The sequence below is a fragment of the Rhizobium sp. FKL33 genome (genome assembly GCF_005222915.1).
In the GTDB taxonomy this organism is placed as follows: domain Bacteria; phylum Pseudomonadota; class Alphaproteobacteria; order Rhizobiales; family Rhizobiaceae; genus Rhizobium_E.
This window is the reverse complement of record NZ_STFX01000010.1, coordinates 171,731-195,361: the sequence shown is the minus strand read 5'-3', so window position 1 is coordinate 195,361 and position 23,631 is coordinate 171,731. Positions and strand designations below refer to the sequence as shown.

General features: G+C 61.9%; 24 protein-coding genes. 14 read left to right on the top strand and 10 right to left on the bottom strand.

All coding sequences use genetic code 11. The features are described 5' to 3' along the window. The first annotated feature begins 78 nt into the window (after window positions 1-78). Window positions 79-771 (top strand): SURF1 family protein, encoded by a 693-nt coding sequence (locus tag E8Q41_RS08480; RefSeq protein ID WP_137155091.1) that lies wholly within the window; start codon window positions 79-81, stop codon window positions 769-771. A 30-nt stretch (window positions 772-801) separates the two neighbouring features. On the opposite strand, the gene E8Q41_RS08475 is transcribed toward E8Q41_RS08480, so the two are convergent. From E8Q41_RS08475 to E8Q41_RS08445, 7 genes are all read right to left on the bottom strand, one after another. Further along, window positions 802-1,329, bottom strand: coding sequence for a flavin reductase (locus tag E8Q41_RS08475; RefSeq protein ID WP_246660130.1), 528 nt, complete (start codon window positions 1,327-1,329; stop codon window positions 802-804). 36 nt (window positions 1,330-1,365) lie between these two features. Then, a complete protein-coding gene (locus E8Q41_RS08470; RefSeq protein WP_137155089.1) occupies window positions 1,366-2,778 on the bottom strand; it encodes an amidase in 1,413 nt (470 codons plus the stop codon). After that, on the bottom strand, window positions 2,775-2,978 hold the full coding sequence (locus tag E8Q41_RS08465) for a hypothetical protein (protein WP_137155088.1): 204 nt from the start codon (window positions 2,976-2,978) through the stop codon (window positions 2,775-2,777). Before E8Q41_RS08465 ends, E8Q41_RS08470 begins: the two co-directional genes overlap by 4 nt. After that, window positions 2,978-3,991, bottom strand: coding sequence for an ABC transporter permease (locus E8Q41_RS08460; protein WP_137155087.1), 1,014 nt, complete (start codon window positions 3,989-3,991; stop codon window positions 2,978-2,980). The genes E8Q41_RS08465 and E8Q41_RS08460 overlap by 1 nt, the downstream gene beginning before the upstream one ends. Continuing rightward, the gene (locus tag E8Q41_RS08455) at window positions 3,988-5,535 is read right to left on the bottom strand and encodes a sugar ABC transporter ATP-binding protein (protein WP_137155086.1); all 1,548 of its coding nucleotides are present in this window, start codon (window positions 5,533-5,535) and stop codon (window positions 3,988-3,990) included. The genes E8Q41_RS08460 and E8Q41_RS08455 overlap by 4 nt, the downstream gene beginning before the upstream one ends. Before the next feature lie 28 nt (window positions 5,536-5,563). Continuing rightward, the gene (locus tag E8Q41_RS08450; RefSeq protein WP_170976409.1) at window positions 5,564-6,664 is read right to left on the bottom strand and encodes a substrate-binding domain-containing protein; all 1,101 of its coding nucleotides are present in this window, start codon (window positions 6,662-6,664) and stop codon (window positions 5,564-5,566) included. 274 nt (window positions 6,665-6,938) lie between these two features. Next, complete coding sequence (locus tag E8Q41_RS08445; protein ID WP_170976408.1) at window positions 6,939-8,105, bottom strand: MFS transporter; 1,167 nt, start codon at window positions 8,103-8,105, stop codon at window positions 6,939-6,941. A gap of 214 nt (window positions 8,106-8,319) precedes the next feature. On the opposite strand from E8Q41_RS08445, the gene E8Q41_RS08440 reads away from it, so the two are divergent. The 6 genes from E8Q41_RS08440 (at window position 8,320) to E8Q41_RS08415 (ending at window position 14,775) form a co-directional block, all read left to right on the top strand. After that, window positions 8,320-9,117, top strand: a complete 798-nt coding sequence (locus E8Q41_RS08440) for a GntR family transcriptional regulator (protein WP_170976407.1) — start codon at window positions 8,320-8,322, stop codon at window positions 9,115-9,117. Window positions 9,118-9,356: 239 nt separating this feature from the next. Beyond that, the gene (gene rutA / locus E8Q41_RS08435; protein WP_137155082.1) at window positions 9,357-10,439 is read left to right on the top strand and encodes a pyrimidine utilization protein A; all 1,083 of its coding nucleotides are present in this window, start codon (window positions 9,357-9,359) and stop codon (window positions 10,437-10,439) included. Between the two features lie 166 nt (window positions 10,440-10,605). Continuing rightward, the gene (locus tag E8Q41_RS08430; protein ID WP_170976406.1) at window positions 10,606-11,976 is read left to right on the top strand and encodes an amidase; all 1,371 of its coding nucleotides are present in this window, start codon (window positions 10,606-10,608) and stop codon (window positions 11,974-11,976) included. After that, window positions 11,973-13,298, top strand: a complete 1,326-nt coding sequence (locus E8Q41_RS08425) for an amidase (protein ID WP_137155080.1) — start codon at window positions 11,973-11,975, stop codon at window positions 13,296-13,298. Before E8Q41_RS08430 ends, E8Q41_RS08425 begins: the two co-directional genes overlap by 4 nt. Next, entirely contained in the window at window positions 13,280-14,140 is an 861-nt protein-coding gene (locus tag E8Q41_RS08420; RefSeq protein WP_137155079.1) for an isocitrate lyase/PEP mutase family protein, read from the top strand. Before E8Q41_RS08425 ends, E8Q41_RS08420 begins: the two co-directional genes overlap by 19 nt. Window positions 14,141-14,151: 11 nt before the next feature. Further along, window positions 14,152-14,775 (top strand): isochorismatase family protein, encoded by a 624-nt coding sequence (locus E8Q41_RS08415; protein WP_137155078.1) that lies wholly within the window; start codon window positions 14,152-14,154, stop codon window positions 14,773-14,775. Window positions 14,776-14,778: 3 nt separating this feature from the next. On the opposite strand, the gene E8Q41_RS08410 is transcribed toward E8Q41_RS08415, so the two are convergent. Further along, window positions 14,779-15,804, bottom strand: coding sequence for a bile acid:sodium symporter family protein (locus E8Q41_RS08410; RefSeq protein ID WP_246660124.1), 1,026 nt, complete (start codon window positions 15,802-15,804; stop codon window positions 14,779-14,781). Window positions 15,805-15,852: 48 nt separating this feature from the next. Here E8Q41_RS08410 and E8Q41_RS08405 point away from each other — a divergent pair, with 48 nt between their 5' ends. From E8Q41_RS08405 to E8Q41_RS08390, 4 genes are all read left to right on the top strand, one after another. Next, complete coding sequence (locus E8Q41_RS08405; protein WP_137155077.1) at window positions 15,853-16,710, top strand: LysR substrate-binding domain-containing protein; 858 nt, start codon at window positions 15,853-15,855, stop codon at window positions 16,708-16,710. Window positions 16,711-16,778: 68 nt separating this feature from the next. After that, window positions 16,779-17,924: an acetylornithine deacetylase gene (gene argE / locus E8Q41_RS08400; protein WP_137155076.1), complete on the top strand. Its 1,146-nt coding sequence runs from the start codon at window positions 16,779-16,781 to the stop codon at window positions 17,922-17,924. A 110-nt stretch (window positions 17,925-18,034) separates the two neighbouring features. Beyond that, the gene (locus tag E8Q41_RS08395) at window positions 18,035-18,400 is read left to right on the top strand and encodes a metalloregulator ArsR/SmtB family transcription factor (protein WP_137155075.1); all 366 of its coding nucleotides are present in this window, start codon (window positions 18,035-18,037) and stop codon (window positions 18,398-18,400) included. Then, window positions 18,397-18,927 (top strand): SRPBCC family protein, encoded by a 531-nt coding sequence (locus tag E8Q41_RS08390; RefSeq protein WP_137155074.1) that lies wholly within the window; start codon window positions 18,397-18,399, stop codon window positions 18,925-18,927. The genes E8Q41_RS08395 and E8Q41_RS08390 overlap by 4 nt, the downstream gene beginning before the upstream one ends. A 17-nt stretch (window positions 18,928-18,944) precedes the next feature. On the opposite strand, the gene E8Q41_RS08385 is transcribed toward E8Q41_RS08390, so the two are convergent. Further along, window positions 18,945-19,427, bottom strand: a complete 483-nt coding sequence (locus E8Q41_RS08385; protein WP_137155073.1) for a YchJ family metal-binding protein — start codon at window positions 19,425-19,427, stop codon at window positions 18,945-18,947. Window positions 19,428-19,492: 65 nt separating this feature from the next. Further along, window positions 19,493-20,722: an NAD(P)/FAD-dependent oxidoreductase gene (locus E8Q41_RS08380; RefSeq protein WP_137155072.1), complete on the bottom strand. Its 1,230-nt coding sequence runs from the start codon at window positions 20,720-20,722 to the stop codon at window positions 19,493-19,495. A 301-nt stretch (window positions 20,723-21,023) separates the two neighbouring features. Between E8Q41_RS08380 and E8Q41_RS08375 the strand changes: the two genes are divergently transcribed. The 3 genes from E8Q41_RS08375 to E8Q41_RS08365 are packed head-to-tail and all read left to right on the top strand — an operon-like array spanning window position 21,024 to window position 23,622. After that, window positions 21,024-21,440, top strand: a complete 417-nt coding sequence (locus tag E8Q41_RS08375; protein WP_137155129.1) for a RidA family protein — start codon at window positions 21,024-21,026, stop codon at window positions 21,438-21,440. 4 nt (window positions 21,441-21,444) lie between these two features. After that, window positions 21,445-22,122, top strand: coding sequence for a DUF1028 domain-containing protein (locus E8Q41_RS08370; RefSeq protein ID WP_137155071.1), 678 nt, complete (start codon window positions 21,445-21,447; stop codon window positions 22,120-22,122). Between the two features lie 18 nt (window positions 22,123-22,140). After that, window positions 22,141-23,622, top strand: a complete 1,482-nt coding sequence (locus tag E8Q41_RS08365; RefSeq protein WP_205910378.1) for an aldehyde dehydrogenase — start codon at window positions 22,141-22,143, stop codon at window positions 23,620-23,622. Window positions 23,623-23,631: the final 9 nt, after the last annotated feature.

Sequence of the window (23,631 nt, the reverse complement as noted above, 5' to 3'; positions counted from 1 at the left end):
GCTGCGACATCAGGCGTATAAGCCTCAGCGAAGCCGCGGCTCATCCTTGCGCCGCGGCTTTTTGTTTGGAGAGACGACATGACCAAGCGCATCCTGCTTCTCGGCCTGCTGGGCCTCGCCTTCCTGACCTTTGTCGGCCTCGGCGTCTGGCAGATCGAACGTCTTCAATGGAAACAGGATCTCATCGCCCGGGTCGACGCGCGCATCCATGCGGAGCCTGTGGACCCGCCTCGAGCCGTGACATCCGACGACGAATATCGCCGCATCCGGCTGAACGGGACCTATATGCCGGATGCCGACACGCTGACTCAGGCGGTCACCAAGCTCGGCCCCGGCTTCTGGGTGATGACGCCGATGAAGATGGATGACGGTCGGGTCATTCTGGTCAACCGGGGCTTCATCACCCAGGATTTCAAGGACAAGGCGGCCTACTTGGCTCCGTCAGGCCAAGTCAGCGTGACCGGGCTTCTTCGCCTGACCGAGCCGAAAGGCGGTTTCCTCCGCACAAATGATGCTGCCGCAGGACGCTGGTTTTCGCGCGACGTCGCGGAAATCGCCTTGGCCCGAAATCTCACGTCCGTCGCCCCCTATTTCATCGACGCGGACGCCTCGGGATCGCCGAACGCCTATCCCGTCGGCGGATTGACCGTCGTCGCTTTTACCAATCATCACCTCCAATATGCGCTGACCTGGTTCGCCATGGCGGCGCTGACCATCATCGGCGGCATCATCGTCATGCGCCGAAGCGATCGCGGCGATGACTCTGCCTGACCCCGCCATCCAAGCGGCGAAGTTTGCCATTCAGGCCAGACTTGGCCCGGAAAGCCGATGGTAGCCGCGTTGAAAATACAGCAGCGCATGCTCCGCATCTCCGAGACGAATGGCCCGCACCTCGCAAAACAGAATTCTGTGCGTCCCGATGTCTTTGGTCTCAGCGATGTCGCAATCGAAAGACGCGATCGCCCCATCGAGCATGGGAGATCCCGTTGCGCCGCGGCTCCAGTTTGCGGCGCCGAAGCGTTCGTCCACGGGGGTCTTGCCGCCAAAGAGCGACGAGAGACCATCCTGATCGCCATTCAGCACGTTGACGCAGAGCCGCCCATTGCCGATGACCGCTTCGAAGACCGACGCAGACCGGTTGAGGCACACAAGCAATGTCGGCGGCGTATCGGTGACGCTGCAGACGGCGGTAGCGGCAAAGCCTGCCTTGCCTGCGGGACCATCGGTGGTGATGATGTTGACGGCGGCGCCAAGCCTGCTCATGGCGTCGCGAAACGCCTTGGGCGTGATGTCGTCGATCGCTTCGATTGGTTGGGTCAGCGAAGGCATCGTATTCATGACAGCGTCCTTTCCTTGAGGCCTTGTTCAGGCGGCAGACAGGGGCAGAAGAGGGATTGATTCAGAACTCAGATTGCGTTCGAGGCAGCCGGCTGCACGGGCCGCAAGGTCTTCGCGCCAGGGTCTGGCGATGCATTGCACCGAAATCGGCAGACCATCGGGAGTTTTTGCGACGGGCAGGGTGACCACAGGCAGGCCGAGATAGGAGAAGGGACGCGTGAAGCGCGTCATCCCTGCGACCACACGGTTCATTTCCGGGCTGTCGCCGACATCCACTTCATCCGACAAAGGCGGCGGAAATGGCATGACAGGAGCGATCAGCACATCCGCATCCGCAAAAGCGCCATCGAGAAAGGATTGCAGCATCCGGCTGCGGATCTGCAAAGCGCGGAGATAAATCGGCGCGGGGATGGCCAGCGACTGGCTGATGCGCATGCGCACCTGCTTTCCGTAATCGTCGGGGCGCTCGCGCATCCAGTCAAAATGTTGCGCACCAGCCTCCGCCATGGCGACGACATTCGCAAGTTCAGCAATTCCCGCCAGATCCTGTGATGCAACAGCGACAATGGTCGCCCCCGCCCCTTCAAGCGCCGAAAGCGCCGTCTCCATGCCTCTTCCCACCGGCTCCGTTAGATCCTCTTGGAACAATCCGCCGAGAACCCCGATCTTCAGCCCGGAAACATCAAAGCCCAATTCGCTCAACGGCGGCGCGTCCAGACAGGTCGCATCCAGTCCATCAGGCCCGGAAATCAGCTTGAGAACTGTCCAGGCATCCTCAACCGTGCGGGCGAGGGGACCGACGCAATCCTGCGAAAAAGACAGAGGCATGACCCCATGACGGCTGACCCGGCCCTGGGTGGGCTTGATCCCGACGACGCCGCAACAGGCTGCAGGGAGCCGTATCGATCCCCCGGTATCCGAACCGAGCGCGGCGAGAATGACCCCGCCGCCGACAGCGGCCCCGGAACCGGAAGACGAACCACCGGTGATCCGATCGCGATCGATCGGATTGAAAGCGCGGCCATAATGCATGTTGTGGCCGGTCGGCCCCATCGCAAATTCGCTCATGTTCAATCGCCCGATCGACAAAGCGCCCGCCGAGGTCAGTCGCTTCATCACGGTGGAAGTCCCTGTCGCAGGATCGCCGCCGCGAATGACGGATCCACAGCCAGTGATGAACCCCTCACGGTCGAACATATCCTTGTGCGCAAGAGGAACGCCATGCAAAGGCCCGTTCGCGCGGCCCTCCGCCAATGCGCGATCAGCAGCGCGGGCCGCCTCAAGCGCCTGTTCTTCTTCGATTTCAATGAAGGCGTTCAGTCGTTCCTGGCTGGTCTTGGCGCGCGACAGCGCAGCACGGGTCATCGCCTCCGACGACACCTGCCCGCTCCGGATGAAGCGCGCCGCGTCAGCGAGAGTCTCGGGCGTTTCCGGGTTCATCGCAGTGCCTCTTTGCGCATCAACGCTTCGAAAGCCGCAGGCTCGACGCCGAATAGGGCGCCGCTCTCGCGCTGAATGGGCGGCGCAATGCCGAGGGAGACCCGCTCCATCTGGCCCTGCATGGCGTTCCGTTCCGCCTCGCTTGGTTTCCGGCCCCAGAACAGCTCGGCAAAGTGGTCGATGGCCCCATTCCTGTCCATCAGCTGAAATCCTGCGGTTGACGGTTGCGGACCAGCTGGCTCAGCGAGACTGCGATCACCAGAGCCCCGCCATAAAACAGGTTTTGCACATAGGCTTTGGCTCCGAGCATTGTGAGCCCAGTAATGCCAGTCACGAGAAAATAGACCGCGATGACGGCGCCAAAGGCATTGAAACGCCCCGGAGACAAAGTCGTCGCGCCGAGAAACGCCGCCGCGAAGGCCGGCAGCAGCAGATTGAGACCAGACAAGGGATCGGCCGAACCTGTCATTCCGGCATAGAGCATACCGGCGAAGGCCGAGATCAAACCGGACAGAATGAACGACGTTGCGCGCACCCGATCCACCGGAATGCCGTTCAAGCGCGAGACTTCACGGCCCCGGCCCACGAACAGCAGTTTCCGACCGGGGATCGTATACTCGAGCGCATACCAGATCACCGCGGCGAGCAGCAGAGCATAGTAGAAAGCCAAGGGCACGCCGAAGAGCCGGTTTATGATCACCCATTCCACAAGACCCATCGACACGCCGGAAATGGTCTGGGAATCGCTGATCCACAGGATGGCGCCATTGACGAAGGTGCCGACACCCAGGGTGACGATGAGTGAATGGATGCGGAAATAGAGCACGAAGACCGCGTTCACAGCGCCGATCAGAACGCCCGATATCAGGGCGACAACAAGCGTGGGAAAGATCGGCCAGCCGAGTTTGACATTGAGCACGGCGATCAACATGGCGCTCAGCGTCAACGCCGATGCGCCGGACAAATCGAAATCTCCCGACGTCAGCGGAATGATGATCGCAAGGGTCAGAACGACGAGCACGGCCTGTGACCCGAACATGGTGGAGAAATTTCGCCAGCTGAGGAAGGATTCCGGCATCAGCGTGCCGAAAAGGATCACCAGAGTGAGCCAGGCGGCGACCAGCGCGAAGCGTTCCACCTCTTTCTTCCATCGGATCGTCGAGCTTGCCTTGGCGGTTGCGTCCGGAGTGGCGGGCATGTCGAGCGTCGTCATTCAGCGGCCTCCTGTTGATGGGTGTAGAAGCAGGCCTCCGTGATCGCCTTGCGGCTTATCTCGTCACCTTTGAGTTCGGCGACGGGCCGGCCGCGCGAAAAGACGATGATGCGATCACAGATCTGCTCGAGTTGTTCATTGTCGGTCGAGGCGCAGAGAATGGCCGCGCCATCTTGCGCAGCGCGGTCAAGCGCCCTGAAAATCTGCTGGCGCGCGCCGAAATCCACCCCTTGGGTGGGCTCGTCGAGCATCAGCAATTTCGGCTTCACTCTCAGCCACTTGGCGAGCAGAACCTTTTGCTGGTTGCCACCGGAAAGCGCGGCGAGATTCAAAGCCGGATTGGCGGGCCGCACGTCATAGGCCTGCGACAGCCGCATGGCCTCGCGCGCCATGGCGCCGCGATCAAGACGGAAATGGCTGCCGAGATCCCCGAGGATCGGCAGGGTGATATTGTCTGCGACGGAAAGCGAACCAACGCCGGCAGCCCCCAAGCGATCGCCCGGTAGAAACGCGACGCCGAGCGCCTGCGCCGCAAGCGGCGTCAGCGACATCAGATCGACCGTCCGGTCGCCAACGGTCAGATGACCCGCGCCGCGACGTCCGCCATAAAGGAGATAGGGAAGGGCTGCGAAACCTGAGCCGATCAGCCCGGTCACTCCGATCGTTTCGCCTTCTCTTATATCGAAATCGAAGGTCGAACCGTAACCATCGGCGATGCCCCGCACCTTGACCGCGACGGGTACACTCTGGTCGGCCATCCGCTCCTTCCTGAACGCGTCAATGCGAGCGCCGACGATCGTATCCAGAATCGCCTGGCGGGCGGAGGTCCTGGTGTCGAGAACATCGACCAGCTGACCATCCCGCAACACGGCGACGCGATCGGTGATATCGCGCACTTCATCAATGTCATGCGTGACGATCACCACCGAGGCGCCTGTCTTGACGATAGAGCGGATCAATCCGAACAGGCGCTTGACGTCTTCGGCCGGCAGAAACGGCGTGGGCTCGTCCAGCACGAGTATGCCTTCGCCGCCATGGCCGCTATCAGACGCCCGGAAATCCTCGAACGCCCGGAGGATCGCTACGAAAGCCCGCTCGACCGGCGAAAGTTCCGCAATGGTGCGGTACGGGTCGATATCCAGGCCGAACTCAGAGAACAGCTTGGCGACGCCACCAGCCTCACGTCGCCAATTGACGAACCAGGGTGTGCGGCGGTCCACCGATGTCACACGCATGTTTTCGATTACGGTGAGAGAGGGAACGAGGCCGAGATGCTGATGAACGAAGGCGACCCCGCGCTTCTTGATCTCGGCGGCGTCGAGCGGCAGAGCCATGGTCTGGCCCCAAAGCACAACCTCGCTGCCCGGTTCCGGCTGATGAAAGCCGGCCAGCACCTTGATGAGGGTGGATTTGCCGGAGCCGTTCTGACCCAATAGCCCGAACACCTCGCCCCGCCGGATCGACAGGCTGACGCCCTTGAGCGCGTAATGCTCGCCGAATTTCATGCGGATATTGTTCATGCGGAGAACGGCGTTGTCGGTCATCACAGGCTCCCGCTAGTTCAATGCCGCCTTACTTCAGTTTCCAGAGCTTGCGGAAACCATCGAGATGGGCGTCGCCATATCCATCATTGAAGTTGGCGGGCACGCCGGCGGTCTGGATGTTGGTCTCGTCGAAGACGAGCAACGGCACATTGAGCTTGGCGACTTCAGGCTTGCCGCACATCATGCGCATGATGTTGTCGATCGCGGCGTAGCCGGCCCAGCCTAGGCTCTCGCCGACATCCATCTGCACCTGTCCTTCGCGAAGCATGTCGAGAACGAAAGGCGTTCCGTTGAAGCTCGCAAGCTTGACCGCGCCTTCGGAGCCGGTGATCCGCAATGCCGGCACGACGAATTGCGACATGGAGTCATAGATCGGCAGGATATAGTTGATGCCCGGATCCGCAAGCAGCGCCGATTGCACGCCCGGCTGAATCTTGGTCGCCCATTCCGAAACCGGCACATCGAGATGCTGCTGCTTGCATTCGGGGCAAAGCGCTTTCAGCTGTTCTTGGATCGACTTAACGAAAGGAATTGAGGGCAGCACGTCCGACGAACCGATGATCAGCACATTCGGCTTGCCCTCGGTCTTCACATAGGCCCAGGCCGCGAGAAGCTTTCCGGCCCCGGTGAAATCCACTTTGCCCGAATAGTCGACGCTCGGGGCCGCCGTTTGGGTCACATCGTAAAAATGCGTGGTGGTGATCTTGAGACCGGCGGCGCGCGCCTCCCCCAACTGCGGACCGAGCCATTCCGGATTGAGACCGCCTGCGATATCGAGCACATCATATTTCTGGCTGATTGCCTGCGACACGCCCTGGATCCACTGGTCGCTCTTGAGCTGGTTGTCCCAGGTCGTATAGGTGAAGCCGACTTCCGCCGCTGCCGACGCCATCGCCTTCTGCAATTCGACATTGAAGGGGATCGTCATCGAAATCGGGATCGACAGAACCTTCTTCCCGGCCATGCAAGACTTGGCGTCGAACGCTTCACCCGGCGGCGTGAAAACCGGCATTTTCTGATGTTTAGCGATAATCGCCTTGGCGTCATCCATGGGATCGGCCCAAGCCGCGAGCGGCGCCGCGACTGACATGACGGTGGAAAGCAGCGAGATGGTGAAAAGCAGGCGCATGGTCGACATTTCCCTCTGTGGTTCCGGTTTTCCGGTGTTTTCTCAGCAAGCATTTTTGCTGTCTTTGAGTTTAATGTACGTACATATTCCAAGAACCGTCAACCGGGTTTTGCCTATTTTTTTGCAATGCACAAAGAATCGGCGTCTGCCCTTTTTGCCTGCAGATCACGAGCTAAATCTTGTTCATTCTAAAGATGGAAGTGAACTTCACGGCGCAATCGCACCGTAGATCGACCCGAAATAGCCAATCATATGTTCGTACATTACATAGTGTTCAGATAGCCGAGGTTCGGCAGCGCCAGGCGGCGACCATACCCAGAAAGCCGAAACTGGAAAAAGCGAGGAAGCTTGCGCCGTAATGGCCCGTGACGGCATAGAGCGCCGCAAAACTCGAGGGCCCAACAATAACACCGATGAACGTATAGACCAGAACGCCGCCCATGATCGCGCCGACCCGGCCCTCGGGCGCATTGTGCGCCACCTCCGCCAACAACACGCCATTCCAGCCGATCGTCACCCCACCCATCAGGATGAAGAGCGCAGCTTGCAGAAAGTGCGGCATCAGGGCAAGCCAGTAGAGCCCGGCATAACCGCCTCCGCCAAGCAACCCCAGCAGCGCCAGCGTCACGAAGCCCCCGCCGAGCCGATCGGCGGCGACGCCCCAGAAGATGCGCCCCGCAGCCCCCGCAAACTGCATGCCCGCCGCCACCCCACCCGCTGCGAGCAGGGACCAGCCAGCATCATGCGTCAACGTCACGACGGCAAAGGCGGACACGGACAACTGCATCGCCGAATAGGCAAAGCCGAGCACGCTCAGCGTACGCAACTTCCTGTCTTTCCAGATCAGCGCCTGCTCGTCGACGAGGCCTTTGACAAGCGAACGAGCCTCCGCGCGACGCGGCGCGGTCGCCGCGTGCGTCAACGTCAACAGGCCCATCGTAGCGACGGACGCAAGAACGCCGGCCAGAAGCGCCAACCGCCAATCCATATAGCGGGACAGAAACGGGAACGCGAAACTCGCGACGATACCGCCCAGCGGCACGCCAGATTGCTTGACGGAGAAGATGAGGTTGCGCTTGCTCGGAGGCGTTACGCGGCTGAGCATTTCAGATGCGGCAGGATTATTCAGCCCGTATCCCAACCCAATAAGCAGAGACGCGAGCACGATGGCCGGTATCCATGACGTCGCGATGCCGGCAAAGCCGAGCGCAAAACAGAAAAGCGCTGCCTGCTCCACCCGCACTGGCCCGTAACGTTGCACCAGCGTTCCGGCGACCGCTGAGGAAAACATGCCGGAGGCGTAAATGAGACTAATCTGGTAACCGATCCAATATGCCCCGACCTCAAGATCCGCCGCGACGGCAGGCGCGATCGCCGTCAGCGCCAGGACGCTCGTCGTGGCGACAATCTGGATGAGGGTGGCTGTGGAAAGCGTCTGCAAAAGGGATGAGACCCTCGGCTTAGCGACCGAGGTCTCCGCTACAATATCGGACATTCTGGGAAATCACCCCGGCTACTTCCTTGGATATGTACGTACTAAACGAATGCCGAGCGAAGCACAAGCCCCGAAAGGTCCTTTCGCGAACCCTTATGAATTTGTTTGCATTCCCTTGAAAAAGAAGGTTCAAAGACCGCGCATGAGGCATGATCGTCCTATGAACTCGATACCAACGCTCGCCAATTCGGAAGAACAGACCGCGACGACGGGAAAAGGCTGGAAGCCCGAACTCGACACGGCGCCGCTTTATCTTCAGGTCGCGCGCCACATCGAGAACAAGATCAACAATGGCGACTACCCCGTCGGATCACTGCTGCCGACAGAAAACGAACTGGCGGAGGCGCTCGGCGTCAGCCGTCAGACCGTTCGACAAGCCATTGGCACGCTGCGCAACAAGGGGCGCCTCTCAGCCCGAAAAGGCGTAGGCACCCGCGTGGAGGCGGGGTTCAATCCCGAGCGCACTCGCTTTATCGCCCACTCCCGCTCCGAACTGTTCGAAATCGCGGCAGAAACGGAATTCGTGATCGCCTTCAAGGAGGAGATTTCGGCGCAAGGACGTTTGGCGGTGGATCTCGGCTGCAGACCAGGACGGAAATTCTTCCATATGGGCGGCATTCGTTATCCGACCAACCGCAGCAAGCCCTTCTCATGGAATGAAGTGTATGTCGACGCCCGGCTGTCGGCGGCGGTCAAGGACATCGACATCGCCCGTAGCGCGATCTTTCACTATATCGAGCAATATACCGGTGAAAAGATCCAGGAAATCGAGCAGGACATCAAACCGATGACCCTGACAGAAGACATCGCCGCCCGGCTCGGCGCCAAGACCGGCGATCTCGCGCTGGTGGTGACGCGGCGCTATTACGGCTCGGGCCGGCGCCTCCTGGAATACGCGTTTCAAGTCCTTCCCGCCGAACGCTTCACCTATACGACCACGCTGCGCGCCGAAAACTGAGTCGCATCGACAGCCAGTCGCGCCTTCCCGCGCTGAAAGCGCGGACGAAGCCTATTGTTCATCCATCGTGATCAGATCCTCGGCGCCGCATGCAGCACGGTTTCCGTGCGTCTGCACATGATTTCATCACGCACAAAGAAGCGTCATTTTTAGGCTAGACAGCCCTCACGAATTTTGCATTAGTTCGTACATACAGTCTCGACCCTCCTCCGAAACTGATGAAAAAGGGGAACCTAAAAATGGATATTGGAGTCTTCATTCCCATCGGCAACAACGGCTGGCTCATCTCGATGGCGTCACCGCAATACAAGCCGAGTTTCGAGCTCAACAAACAGATAGTGCAGAAGGCGGAAAGCTATGGGCTCGATTTCGCCCTGTCGATGATCAAGCTGCGCGGCTTTGGCGGCCAGACCGAATTCTGGGACTACAATCTCGAATCCTTCACGCTGATGGCGTCGCTTGCCGCCGTCACCGAGCGCATCAAGCTGTTCGCCTCCACCGCCGTGCTGACCTTGCCGCCGGCCATTGTGGCGCGCATGGCGACCACGATCGATTCGGTCGCGCCCGGTCGCTTCGGCGTCAACATCGTTTCCGGCTGGCAGATGGCCGAATACGACCAGATGGGCATCTGGCCCGGCGACGACTATTTCGGATATCGCTACGATTATTCGACCGAATATGTGCACATCATGAATGAGCTCTGGTCGAAGGGCGAATGCAGTTTCGACGGCAAGCACTTCACCATGAAGGATTGCAAGATGCGGCCGATGCCGGACCACAAGATCGAAATCGTCGCAGCGGGTCAAAGCCCGCGCGGCATGGAGTTCGCCGCCCAATACGCCGACTACAATTTCGTGCTGGGATCGGGTATCAACACGCCCACCGCCTATGCGCCCAACAATGAGCGGCTGATCGCCGCCGCCGCCAAGACCGGCCGTGACGTCGGCTCCTATGTGTTGTTCATGGTGATCGCCGACGAGACGGATGAACTCGCCAAGGCGAAATGGGAAAGCTATCGCGCTGGCGCGGATGTCGATGCGCTCGCCTGGATGGCGGATCAGGGCTCCAAGGACGCAAACGCCGACGCGTCCTCGACCGCCAAGTCGATCAACCTGCCGGAAGGCGCGGTCAATTTCAACATGGGCACGCTGGTGGGTTCCTATGCGAATGTCGCCCGCATGCTGGACGAAGCCGCCACCGTTCCGGGGACCAAAGGCATCATGCTGACCTTCGACGACTTCCTGATCGGTCTCGACCAGTTCGGTCAGCGCATCCAGCCTCTGATGGAAAGCCGCAGCGCCCTTAAGATCGCTGCAGAATAACAGGGTGTCGCGGATGCGGGCTTCGGAAACGGGACAGGCGATGGATCCATCGACATTGCGGGATCCATCGCAGGCGGACCTTCCCTTTCGTCGGACGCCGCATCCGTCAACCGCTTTCGGGATACCGACCGCGCCAGGATCTCTCCTGGCGCGTCGAGGCCGCGACGTGAGCCTTGGAGACCTTCTCTCAGCCTATACCGAAGGCGCGCTGAGCCCGGTGGACTATCTTGCCGAACTGGTTTCGGCGATTGAAACAAACCCTTTTGGTCGTCAGTCGGTGCTGCGTCTCGCCCCGAATTGGCAGGATCTGGCGAGAGACAGCGCCAGACGCTGGGAACGAGGACGGCAGCGACCTCTCGAGGGCCTTCCTTTCGGGGTCAAGGACATTATCGATGTCCGCGACGCCGGCATTACCTGCGGGTCCCATTTCACGGGAGATCGCATCGCGCCGTGCGATGCGCATGTCGTCGAACGATTGCGCGCGGCGGGAGCGATACCTCTTGCGATCACCGCCACGACAGAATTCGCTGCGGGTTCTCCGCATAATCCGCGATTTGGCGCCGTCACAAATCCCTGGGACGAAAAGCGCTGGACCGGAGGCTCATCGACCGGCTCGGGCGCGGCGCTGGCGGCGCGGTTGATGCCATTTGCGCTCGGCACGGATACGGGCGGCTCGATCCGTGTTCCCTCCTGCTGGTGCGGCGTCACCGGGTTGAAGCCGAGCCGCGAACTGGTGTCGCGTCAAGGAGTTGCGCCGCTGTCCTGGACGCTCGACCATGTCGGGCCCATGGCGCGCAACGCGATCGACCTGGCCCGCGTCCTGCCCTTCATGACCGCAGAGCCGGCAGCCTCCATCATCGCGGGATGTGAGGATCTCTTGCGTCGCGAACCAACCCGCCCCTTGCGCATCGGCGTGCCGCAAACCTGGTTCACCGAGCGCGTCGACCGGGCCGTGCTCGAAAATTGGGGCATGGCGCTGAAGGTCATGGAAACCTTGGGGCACCACCTCGTCGATTTGCCGGCCTTGGACATCGAGCCTTGGCATGAGGCGGGATGGATCATCCTGCAATGCGAACTTGCCGCCCTTCAGGGCCGAAATCTCGACCGCGCCGAACTATTCGATCCGGGCCTGCTCCTCCGGCTGCGCAAGGGGCTGACTTTTTCTGCAGTCGATTACCTTGCGGCTCTGCAAGCGCGCAAGGACGCGCAGACTGCGCTGGTGACTGCCATGAAGACTGTGGACGTGATGATCACGCCGGGCATCGGTGGAGAAGCCGGACGGCTCGACTCCTTGACAGTCGACGTCAACGGCGAAGCCATCAGCTTTCAAGAGATCATTTCCCGCAACACCATGATCTTCGATTTCACGGGCTTTCCGGCGCTCATGGCGCCCTCTGGCTTCGGCGCGGCAGGATTACCGACCGGCATCCAGATCGTCGCGCGGCCCGGCGATGATATCCTGTGCCTCGAGGCGGCCATCAGCTTCCAGGGCGCGACGGATCACCACCGCGCCATTCCTCCGGGGGCCGGCCTGTGACGCGCCGGACGCAGCCCCTCTACGGACTGACCGCAATGGAAGCCCTCGCCGCCCTTGCGGCAGGCGAGATAACATCCCGTGACCTCGTCGCCGCCTGTCTCGAGCGGATCAGCACCCGAGACGGCTCAGTCCGCGCTTGGCTGGCGATCCATCCCCGCGCCCTCGATATGGCGGAAGACGCAGACGCCGTTCCACTGAGCAAGCGGGGTCGGCTTCATGGTCTGCCTATCGGCGTGAAGGACGTGTTCGACACCAGGGATCTGCCGACCACGCATAACTCGCCGCTCTTTTCCGGCTTTCAGCCGGCGGCGGACGCCGCTCCGGTCGATCTGCTGCATGCAGAAGGCGCTATCATTCTCGGTAAGACCGACACGACGGAATTCGCCGCCGCCGGACGCGACGCCGCAACGGGAAATCCGGTCGATTTGACGAGAACGTCGGGCGGCTCATCGGCGGGTTCGGCGGCCGGCGTGGCGGATGGGCATGTTCCGCTGGCGCTCGCCACGCAGACTGGCGGCTCGACCATCCGGCCGGCCTCCTTCTGCGGCGTCTACGCGTTCAAGCCGTCTTTCGGACTGGTCAGCCGGGAAGGGGTGAAGATCTACGCCAACAGCCTCGACACTATCGGCTGGCACGCCCGCTCCGTCGAAGATCTTTCGCTCCTCGCCGGCGTTTTCGGTCTGACCGAGACAATCCGTCCATCCAAGGGCTCCCGAGACCTGTCAATCGCGATCGCCCGAGGCCCGCATGCCGAAAAGCTCGATGGCGACGCCCAAGCCGCGCTCGCAGCTGCCGAGGACCGGTTGCGCGAGGTGGGATGGGACATACGCCTTCTCGAACTTCCGCCATCCTTCGCCGAACTCGATCATCACCATCGCACGATTCTGCACAGAGAGGGGGCCGCCGCCTTCCGCAATCTCGCCCGCCGTTTCGGCGCCGATCTGCATGATGATTTTCATCACCGGGTGGAAAACCGCGACGGGCGCTCGCTCGCCGATCTCCGCAACGCCTATGACGCCGCAGCCGTGGCGCGGATCGATTTCGATCTGCTGGCATCCGATTTCGACGCTGTGATTGCGCCCAGCGCACCGGGTTTCGCGCCGCTTGGACGACGGCCGGGCGATCCCGTGTTCAACGCCATCTGGACGCTGCTCGGCGTTCCCGCATTGCATGCGCCGCTCTCCGGATTCGCTCTGCCGATCGGCGTCACCCTGTTGGGTCCGCGCTTTTCAGACCCTTCGCTTCTCGCCGTCGCGGCCCGCATCGCGCCGGTACTTAATGCCCATAAGCCACTGGAGTTCGCATGGCAGATCCCGCACTGAAACTGGCGCTCACGGAAAAACGGTTCATACTCGCCCCGGGCGTCTATGAACTGATCTCAGCGCTCATCGCCGATACGATGGGATTTCCAGCCCTTTACGTCACGGGTTACGGGACCGTCGCCTCCTATCTCGGCATTCCCGACGCCGGAATTGCAACCTATCGCGATATGATCGAGCGCATCGCCCAGATCGTCGCGCGCACGAAGACGCCGGTGATCGCCGACGCAGACACGGGCTATGGCGGCCTGCTGAATGTGCGCCATACTGTGCAGGGCTACGAACAGGCCGGCGTCAGCGCCATCCAGCTGGAAGATCAGGAATTTCCGAAGAAATGCGGCCATACGCCCAATCGCCGCGTCGTGCCGATGGAAGACATGGTGCGAAAGATCGCCGTCGCCGTCGACAGTCGTACAAGCGATGATTTTCTGATCATCGCCCGGACGGACGCGCGCACCGGCCTCGGTCTTGCGGAGGCGATCCGCCGCGGCCAGGCCTATGCGAAGGCCGGCGCCGACATCATTTTCGTGGAATCGCCAGAGAGCGAGGAGGAAGTCCGCGAGATCGCCGCCGCCATCGACAAACCGCTGCTCGCCAATATGGTCAATGGCGGGCGGACCCCGCTAATGCCGGTCGAAACGCTCAAGTCGCTCGGTTATGGCATGGCGATCTATCCAGCGCTCGGCTTCCTCGCGCATGGGCAGGCCGTCCGCGCCGCCTATCGGGATCTTCTCGACAATGGCGTGACCACCGATGCGGTGGATCTCTATCCCTTCAAGGACTTCAACACGCTTTTAGGCTTCGAAGACGTCTGGAGCTTCGAAAAGACCTATGCGGAAACGTGAGGAACGCCGACATGGATGCCGATCTCAAGGAAAATTACGCTCGCGCCTATGACAACCGCATCGGCTTCGGCAAGAAGCCGGCGCTGGTTCTGGTCGATTTCGTCCAGGCCTATTTCGAACCATCCAGCCCACTTTATGCAGGGGTGGACGCGGCGCTTCAAAGCGCGCTGCGCATCCGCGCCGCCGCCCGTGCGAAAGGCGTCCCCGTCATCATCACGGGCGTCGTGCTGCATCCCTCGGGTCTGGATGGCGGTCGCTTTTTCCAGAAGGCCAAGCCGCTCGCCTCGTTCACCGCCGGCAATCCGCTCGGCGCATGGCCCGCCGGACTTCAGCCCGACGCCGATGAATTCGTGATCTCCAAGCAATATCCCAGCGCCTTTTTCGGCACGTCGCTTGCGCCGCTCTTGACCTCGATGGGCGTGGACAATGTCATCCTTACCGGCCTGACCACGAGCGGCTGTGTGCGGGCGAGCTGTGTCGACGCCATGTCGCATGGCTTCATCACCACTGTCGTCGCCGACGCCTGCGGCGACCGGCATCCCGCCCCGCATGAGGCCAATCTGTTCGACATGAACGCCAAATATGCCGATGTGGTCTCGGAAGCGGAGATCCTCGACTTCATCGCCACGCTTTAAACCTCAGGCGGCGGCGGGCTCTGGCGCCGAACGACGGCGCGCCGCCGCATAGCGCTCGGCGATCACCGCGCAGGCCATCAGCTGGATCTGGTGGAACAGCATGATCGGCAGCACGATCGAGCCGATCATTGGCCCGGCGAACAGGGCGTTGGCCATCGGCACGCCGCTCGCCAGGCTCTTCTTGGAGCCGCAAAAGACGATGACGATCTCGTCCTCGCGATTGAAGCCCAGCGCCTTCGATCCCCAATAGGTCAACGCCAGCACAAGCGCCAGAAGCAGCATGTCGATGACGGCGACCACGGCGAGATCGCGCAGCGAAAAATCGCTCCAGACGCCTTCGATCACCGCATGGCTGAAAGCCAGATAAACGACCATCAGGATGGAGCCGCGATCGACGGGCAGAAGAAGGTTCTTCTTCGACCGCACCCAGTCGCCGACCCAGGGCTGCAGGATCTGGCCGAGCACGAAAGGCGCGAGCAATTGCAGCAGGATCGTTTCTAGACCGCCGAGCGAAAAGCCGCTGCCGCCATCGCCGAGCGAGAACAGGAAATAGACCAGAAGCGGGGTCAGAAACATGCCGATGATGTTGGAGGCCGAAGCCGAGCACACCGCCGCCGGCACATTGCCCCCCGCCATGGAGGTGAAGGCGATCGACGACTGCACCGTCGACGGCAGGACGCAGAGATAGAGCAGCCCGAGATAGAGCGGATGCGGCAACAGGCTTTCCGGCAGGAAGCCGAGCGCCAGTCCGAGAAGCGGAAAGACGATGAAGGTGACCGCCAGGATCACCAGATGCAGCCGCCAATGCAGCATGCCCTTGATCACCGTCTCGCGCGACAGCCGCGCGCCATGCAGGAAAAACAACAGCGCAATCGCGATGTCGGTCGCGACCCCGAACCAATCCGCGAAAGCGCCGCTCGCCGGCAGCAACGAGGCGACAATGACGGTGGCGATGAGCATCAGCGTGAAGCTGTTGGGAATATAGCGGCGCATGGCGAAATCCTTGTGATCCCGCCAATTGTCTTGCATCACGTTTCGCAATACAAGAAATAACACTCATCGCAAAACACGATATCTATGTTCGACCTCTCGCAACTCCGCTCTTTCGTCGCCGTCGAAGAGACAGGCAGCTTCACGCTCGCCGCCGAGCGGCTGGGTCTCGGCCAATCCACTGTCAGCCAGCATATCCAAAAACTCGAAACGACAGTCGGGCGAAAGCTGCTGTCGCGCGACACCCATCGGGTCGCGCTGTCTGGTGATGGCGAAGCAATGATCGCTTATGCCCGCGATATGCTGGCCATCGCCGACCGGGCCGAATGTCACTTCCGCGCCGGCGATCTGCGCGGCCGCATCCGCTTCGGCGTCTCCGAAGATCTGGTCAACAGCCAGTTGCCGCTGATCCTTGAAGGCTTCGCCCGATCGCACCCGTCCGTCGATCTCGAATTGACGGTGGCGCTGTCCGGACCGCTGTTCCAGATGCAGGACAATGGCGAGATCGATCTCGTCCTCGCCAAGCGGCGGTTGGGCGAAACCCGCGGCGCGCTTCTGCATCGCGAACCGCTTGTCTGGCTGGCCCGCGATCCAGACCATGCCCTCACGCAAGCCCCTCTGCCGCTGATCGCCTTTCCCTCTCCAAGCGTCACCCGATCGATCGCGCTCGAGGCGCTGAACAAGGCCGGCGTTGCCTGGCGGATCAGTTGCACCTGCGGCAGCCTCAGCGGGCTGACCGCCGCCGCGAAAGCGGGCATGGGCGTCTTCGTGCAGCCGCGCAGCCTCGCTCCTTCAGGACTACGTGAGATTCCTGCGGGTCGTCTCCCCGAACTCGAAGATGTCGAATTCGTCCTCGTGGAGCGGCGCGGGGCCGACAAGGCGCTGACTTCGGCGCTCAGCGAAGAGATCATGCGCAAGGCGATCAATCTGCGCGCGGCGCCCTGACGTCGCGATGCGTCCTTGCGCGCCGCTCCGCCGGGGGGCTATTTTGGCGAAAACAGGAATCGCCTCGCATGACCAGCGCCTATGACATTCTCGATCGCCTGATCGCCTTTCCCTCGGTAAGCCGCGACGGCAATATCGATCTGATCCGCTACATCGCCGATGCGCTGGCGGCGGCGGGCATTCCCTCCCGGCTGTTTCCGCATGAAAATGGCGACCGCGCCTCGCTGTTCGCCACCATCGGCCCGGAAGGGCCGGGGGGCATCGTGCTCTCAGGCCATACCGACGTCGTGCCGGTCGACGGCCAGGCCTGGACCGTCGACCCCTTCCGCATGAGCCGCAAGGGCGACCGCTTCTATGGACGTGGAACCACCGACATGAAGGGCTTCATCGCCTGCGCTATGGAGGCCGCCGTCGCCGCCACCGAGCGCCGGCTGACGCGCCCTCTGCATCTCGCCTTTTCCTATGACGAAGAAATCGGCTGCGTCGGCGTCCGCCCGATGCTGGATGAACTGGCGACCGCCGGCATCGATCCGGAATGGGTGCTGATCGGCGAGCCGACCGCCATGCAGGTCGCCACCGGCCATAAGGGCAAGACCGGCGTCAAGGCCTATTGCACCGGCCATTCCGCCCATTCCGCGCTGGCGCCCACTGGCCTCAACGCCATCTATATGGCGACAGAGCTTCTGGCGGAAGTGCGCGCGATCCAGGCCGATATCGAGGCCTCCGGGCCCCGCGACGACGATTACACCGTGCCCTACACCACGCTGCATGCCGGCGTGATCCAAGGCGGCACCGCGCTCAACATCGTGCCCGACGCCTGCCGTCTCGATTTCGAAATCCGCAACCTCGCCGGCGACGATCCCATGGCCTATATGGCCAGGCTATTCGACAAGGCCGAGCGGATCACCGAAGAAGGACGGAAACGTTTCCCGGAAACCGGCATTCGCCTCGACATCTTCAACACCTATCCGGGCCTCAATGTCGATCCACGCGGCAAGGCGACCGAGACGGTGAAATCACTCTCCGGCGGCCAGCAATTCAAGGTCTCCTTCGGCACTGAAGGCGGGTTGTTCGAACAGGCCTTCGGCGCGCCGTCGATCGTCTGCGGTCCCGGCGATATGGAGCAGGGCCACAAGCCCGACGAATTCATCGAACTCAGCCAGATGGAAGCCTGCCGGACGATGCTCGGCAAGATCCTCGACCGGCTGTCCTGATCTTTCATTCCAGCGCATAGGAGGCGGGCTGCAAAGCGGCTCGTCGCCTCATGTAAATTTATTCAACCATTCGGTTGACAATTTAGCGCCCATCACGCACATTCAACCACATGGTTGAACATAATGCACAACAGATGGATCTCATCTTTCACGCTCTGTCGGACGCGACGCGCCGAGGAATGCTGGCTGCGCTCGCCTCGGGCGAACGCAGCGTCGGCGATCTCGCCGCGCCGCATGACATGTCACTGGCCGCGGCCTCCAAGCACATCAAGGTGCTGGAAAGCGCCGGGCTCATCCGCCGCGAGGTGAGGGGGCGCACCCATGTCTGCCGGCTCGACCCGGGCCCTTTAGCGCGCGCGCATGAGTGGCTGGCGATCTATCAGCGCTTCTGGACCGACCGTCTCGATGTTCTCGAAAATCTGCTGCGGACGGACCGCGGCACCGATGGAAATGCAACAGAGGGAGAGACCCGATGAATGAGCATGCCAAACTGAACGCCTATGCCGCCGTCGTCGAACAGGCGACTTTGAAACTCGAACGCCTGCTGCCCGGTCCGGCCGAGCGCGTCTGGTCCTATCTCACCGACAGCGAGCTGCGCCGCCAATGGCTGGCGTCGGGACCGATGGATCTCACGATCGATGGGCCCATGGAACTGGTCTGGCGCAATGACGAACTAACCGATCCGCCCGGGATACGTCCCGAAGGTTTCGGCGAGGAGCATCGCATGCAGAGCCGGGTGACGGAAATCGACCCGCCGCGCAAACTGGCCTTCGCCTGGGGACCCGGCGAAGTCAGCTTTACGCTGGAGCCGAAGGGGGAGGATGTGCTGCTGACGGTGATCCACAAGCGCATCAGCGACCGCGCCAATATGGTCAAGATCGGCGCCGGCTGGCACGCGCATCTGGATATTCTCAAAGCCCGTCTGGAAGAGGCCGCCCCCAAGCCGTTCTGGGATGTGTGGGCACGTCTGCGCGACGACTATGAAACGATGATCCCGTCGTAAAGCTCAGGGGCCGGTGCTCAGCCGGCCCCGCAGCATTTCTTGAACTTCTTGCCGGAACCGCAAGGGCAGGGATCGTTGCGGCCGGAGCCCGTGGCTGCGGGCTGCGATGCTCGGGCGACATCGCCGCGCATATAGCGCCAACCATCCGCAAGTCTCTGGAATTCAGAGGTTTCCGTTTGTGAAAACAGCCGGCCGCCCTCGCGATAGCGCACGGTGAACCGCACCGTTCCCGACACATCCTCTTCGCCGCCGGCGCGGACGTCCTCGATCGTCAGGCCCAGCCATTCCGTCTTTGCGATAGACAAAGCGAGAGAGGTGCGCTGGAAAGCCAGCCTCGCCTCTCCGGCGCAGGTCCGCTCGATATAATCGAGATCGCCGCGAGTGAACGCCGTATAGCGCGACCGCATCAGGCTTTCCGCCGTCGGCGCCGGCTTGCCGGCCAGATAGGGACCGCAACAGGAGATTTCGAACCGGCCGGAGCCGCAGGGGCAGGCGATCATGAAGGCCTCGCGCGTGGATAGACCTTCCGCCCTTAGCGCCTTGCCGCGACCTTGGCCAGTCCCGATCAGTCTTGGCGCGCCGCGATCTGTTCGGCGAGATATTTGGCGTCATGCCAGACGCCCCAGATGAAGGGCGAAGCGCGGCGGGAGAGCCAGGGAAGGCCGAGGAAATAAAAGCCCGGCACGGCGGAGACGCCGCGATGGTGAGAGGGGCGTCCGCGTTCATCCATCACGTCGAGCTTCAGCCAGCCGTAATCGAGCGTGTAGCCCGTCGCCCAGATGATCGAGGTGACGCCGACTTCCGAAAGATCAAGGTCGAGGATCGGATTCTTGACGCAATCGGGCTCCGGCCCAATGATCCGTGCTTCGGGCTCTTCCGGGAAATCCAGCCCTTCGCGAGCGATATGGGCGTCGGCGGAATCAAGCACCGAAAGATAGTCGGCGTCGCCCATGGCGATGTTCCTGGCAAGATCGTCGGCGAATGTCAGGACGCCGTCGTCATAGGATTGGGCGCGGCCGACCAGTGTGATGCCATGGGCTGCGAGATCGCGGAAATCCACCGTATGGCCGCCACGCGCGCCGCTGACGGCGATGGTGACATGTTCAAGCGCCGGATCATGGGCCTTGACGTCCCAGAGACCGAGAGCCCCGAGCCACCAGACGAAATCCTTGCCGCGATAGCTGCGCGGCGGCCGGTTATGTGGCCCCACCGCGAGATAGACTTTGCGACCGGCGCGGGCCAACTCATCGGCGATCTGCACGCCCGAGGAGCCGGCGCCGATCACGATGACGCCGCCATCGGCAAGCTGTGACGGATTGCGATAGGCGGACGAATGGATCTGGGTGACTCCACTCGACGCCGGAATCAGGGCGGGAAACACCGGCTTCTGAAACGGGCCGGTGGCGGAGACGACATTGCTGGCCTCGAACACGCCCTGATTGGTCTCGGCCGTGAAGCCGGACCCGTCGGGCTTGCGGCTGAGCGAGGTCACCTCGACGCCGCAACGCACCGGCGAGCCATTCTCCCGCGCATGGGCCTCGAGATAGCTGACGATACTATCCTTGCCGGCGAAAGCCTCCGGGGCGATGTCGTCAAAGGTGCGGGTCGGGAAGCGGTCATGCCAGGATGGGCCGTTGGCCACGAGCGAATCCCAGCGCTCGGAGCGCCAGCGCTCGGCGATGCGGTTGCGCTCCAGCACGAGATGGGGAATTCCCGTCTTGGACAAATGCTCGCTCATCGCAATTCCGGCCTGGCCCGCCCCGATGATGAGTGTGTCGATGGTTTCCACCGTCATAAGGCGGGCTCCTTTGCCGAAATCCTGAAAAGCCGGCCTGTCGCCGGACGAGGAAAAGGCTAACCGAGCCGACTGGTTCGGGAAATGATGATTTATTTGACATCTGATTTGGATATTTCGAATTAGCGGCGACCCTCGAAAGCTGCTGCGAGTTTTCCGCGAACCTAACCAATGGAACGCATTGCTTCGGTTTTCCTGATGCAACAGCGACGGAAAGCTTTCTTTCCTCTCTTGCGAACATCGGCTCCTATGACGCCAGCTCCGCCCTGCCGGGGAACGCCAACCGAAGAATGGAATGACCATGCCCGTCCACAAGCGCATCCGGATGTTCAACACCAAGGACACCTATCCCGAACAGAAGCTCGACAACGATCTCTGCCAGGTCGTGGTCGCCCGGGGAACCATGGTGTTCGTGCGCGGCCAGATCGGCCAGAATCTCGACACGAGCGAGAATGTCGGCATCGGCGATGTCGCCGCCCAGACCGAACAGGCCATGGCCAACATCAAGATGCTGCTGGAAGAAGCGGGCTCCGAACTCGGCCATATCTGCAAGATCACCATCTATCTCGTCGATCCCCGTTATCGCGAGACCGTTTATCGCGTCATCGGCAAATGGCTGAAGGGCGTCTTCCCTGTTTCGACCGGCGTGGTGATTTCCGCGCTCGCCCGGCCGGAATGGCTGGTCGAGGTCGACGTCACCGCCGTCATTCCGGATTGACGCCATGACCTTTTCGATCCTCGGGCGCTGCAAGACCACCGGCCGGCTGGGCATGGCGATCTCCTCGTCGTCACCTGCGGTCGCCGCGCGCTGCGCCCATGCTCGCGCCGGCGTCGGCGTCGTCGCCAGCCAGAACATCACCGATCCGGCGCTGGGGCCAAAGGGGCTCGACCTGCTCACGTCGGGCCTCGACGCAGACGCGGCGATGACGGCGCTTCTCGACGGTTATCCACATACGGAGTGGCGCCAGCTCGTCATTCTCGACGCAAACGGACAGTCTGCGCTGTTTTCAGGCGGGCAGACGCTCGGCGTCCACGATACGGCCCAAGGGCTCGATTGCGCCGCCGCCGGCAATCTGCTCGCCAATCCCTTCATTCCCAAGCGCATGGTCGCGGCGTTTGAAGCGGCGGAAGGCGATCTCGGCGACCGGCTGATCGCCGCCATGCAGGCGGCGCTCGAAGCGGGCGGGGAGGCGGGGCCTGTTCATTCCACCGGTCTGCTGATCGTCGATCAGGTTAGCTGGCCGGTTGCCGATCTCAGGGTCGACTGGGCGGACGAAAATCCGATTGGCCAGCTCGCCGATCTCTGGCGGCTCTACAAGCCGCAGCTCGACGCCTATGTCACCCGCGCCCTCAATCCTTCGGGCTCGCCGAGCTACGGCGTTCCCGGCGACGACAGATAAGGAGCCGAACCGATGACCATGACTTTGGCAGACTGGAAAGACGCAGCGGCAAAACTCCGGTTTCGCAACCGGGCCTTTATCGACGGCGCTTTCGTTCCGGCGCTCTCCGGAAAGACCTTTCCGAGCGTCAATCCGGCGACGGAGGCGGTGATCACTGAGATAGCCGCCTGTGACGCCGAGGATATCGACCGCGCGGTCAAAGCCGCGCGCGCCGCCTTCGAGGATGGTCGCTGGTCGGGCAAGACGCCGGCTGAGCGCAAGGCGGTGCTGTTGAAGCTCGCCGATCTCATCCGCGACAACCTCACCGAATTCGCGCTGCTCGAAAGCCTCGACATGGGCAAGCTCGTGACGGATGCAGCGGCCATCGATGTGCCGGGCGCAGCCGGCGTCTTCCAATGGTTCGCCGAAGCCATCGACAAAATCTATGACGAGATCGCGCCCACGGGTCGCGGCAATGTCGCGATGGTCAGGCGCGAAGCGCTGGGCGTCATCGGCGCTGTGACGCCCTGGAACTTCCCGCTCGACATGGCCGCCTGGAAATGCGCGCCGGCGCTCGCCATGGGCAATTCGGTGGTGCTGAAACCTGCCGAGCAATCGCCGCTCTCCGCACTCTTCCTCGTCGAACTTGCGCTTGAAGCTGGCGTGCCCGCCGGCGTGTTCAACGTCGTTCCTGGCTTTGGCGAGACCGCCGGCAAGGCGCTCGGCCTGCATGAGGATGTCGATTGCATTACTTTCACTGGCTCCACCGAAGTCGGCAAATATTTCCTCGGCTATTCCGCACAATCCAACATGAAACAGGTCTGGCTGGAATGCGGCGGCAAGAGCCCCAACCTGATCTTTGACGATTGCGAGGATCTGGACGCCGCAGCCGACATGGCCGCCTTCGGCATCTTCTTCAATCAGGGCGAAATCTGCTCGGCCAATTCACGGCTGCTCGTCCAACGCGGCGTCGCCGGCGCGTTTATTGAGAAGATGAAAGAGCGCGCCGCGCGTTATGTGCCCGGCGATCCTCTCGATCCGGCCTCGACCATGGGCGCGATCGTCGACGGCCGCCAATGCGACCGCGTCCAATCCTATATCGAACACGGCAAGACCACTGCCAAGCTGATCGCCGGCGGAGAGCGCGTGACGGTTGCTGGCAAGGGCCATTTCATCCAGCCGACCATCTTTGCGGACGTCGATCCTGACGATCGGCTGTCGCGGGAAGAGATCTTTGGACCGGTGCTGGCCGTGACGGTGTTCGACACCGAGGAAGAAGCCGTGACGCTCGCCAATGACACGATCTATGGGCTGGCGGCCTCCGTCTGGACCTCGAACCTGTCGCGCGCCCACCGGCTGATCGATGTGCTGAAAGTCGGCACTGTCTCCGTCAACACCGTGGACGCCCTGTCTCCGATGACGCCCTTTGGCGGCTTCAAGCAATCCGGCGTTGGCCGCGACCTGTCGCTGCACGCCTTCGACAAATTCTCCGGCCTCAAGACCGCCTGGATCAAATACTGACTGTTTCTC